Origin of the sequence: Mycobacterium sp. E3298 (assembly GCF_001666895.1) — a bacterium.
Classification (GTDB): domain Bacteria; phylum Actinomycetota; class Actinomycetes; order Mycobacteriales; family Mycobacteriaceae; genus Mycobacterium.
Genome location: NZ_LZJB01000294.1, coordinates 1 through 695, shown reverse-complemented (window position 1 = coordinate 695; position 695 = coordinate 1). Strand labels below are relative to the sequence as shown.

Annotated in this window: 2 protein-coding genes; one reads left to right on the top strand and one right to left on the bottom strand. The window is 70.4% G+C overall.

Annotated elements, in window-relative coordinates; translation table 11 throughout:
* Positions 1-429 (top strand): M20/M25/M40 family metallo-hydrolase (locus A9X05_RS13870; protein ID WP_231978366.1); only part of this gene is annotated, 429 nt, incomplete at its 5' end.
* On the opposite strand, the gene A9X05_RS13865 is transcribed toward A9X05_RS13870, so the two are convergent.
* The coding region (locus tag A9X05_RS13865; RefSeq protein ID WP_156670039.1) for an alpha/beta hydrolase fold domain-containing protein at positions 426-695 on the bottom strand (270 nt) is incomplete at its 5' end. The genes A9X05_RS13870 and A9X05_RS13865 overlap by 4 nt on opposite strands.

Genomic DNA, 695 nt, shown 5'->3' with positions numbered 1-695 from the left:
GTGATCGGCCCGTGCCGGACCGCGATCTTGCCGACCTCCAGCCGCGGGTCGCAGTGCAGGGCGAAGATCCGCGAGACGGTGTCGGCGCTGCTGGCGCCGCTCGGCATCGAACACACGCTGCAATACCGGAGGGGTGTGCCGCCGGTGGTCAACGAGGACGTCTCGACGCGCATCCTCACCCACGCGATCGAGGCCATCGGCCCCGACGCGCTGGCCGATACCCGCCAGTCGGGTGGGGGCGAGGACTTCTCCTGGTACCTCGAGGAGATTCCCGGTGCGATGGCGCGCCTGGGCGTCTGGCCGGGGCAGGGACCGCAGCTGGATCTGCACCAGCCGACGTTCGACCTCGACGAGCGGGCCCTGGCGATCGGGCTGCGGGTGATGGTCAACATCGTCGAGCAGTCGGCCGCGTTCGCGCTGCTGCCCTAGCGCGTCGCCCGCATGACGTGCTCGGCGATGTGCGCGTAACTTCGCAACGTGACGTCCGCCGCGTCGCTCATGATGTTGTAGCCATGGTCGACGCCGGCGACCTCGTAGTACTCCGCCAATGCCCCGACGGCGTCGAGCTTTTCGGCGTAGCTGCGGGCCTCGTCGCGAAGTCGATCGTGTTCGGCCGTCACGACCAGCGCGGGCGCGATACCGGCGATCCCGTCGGCGTTGTCGCCCCACGCGGGGGAGGCCAGGCGGTCGCGCCG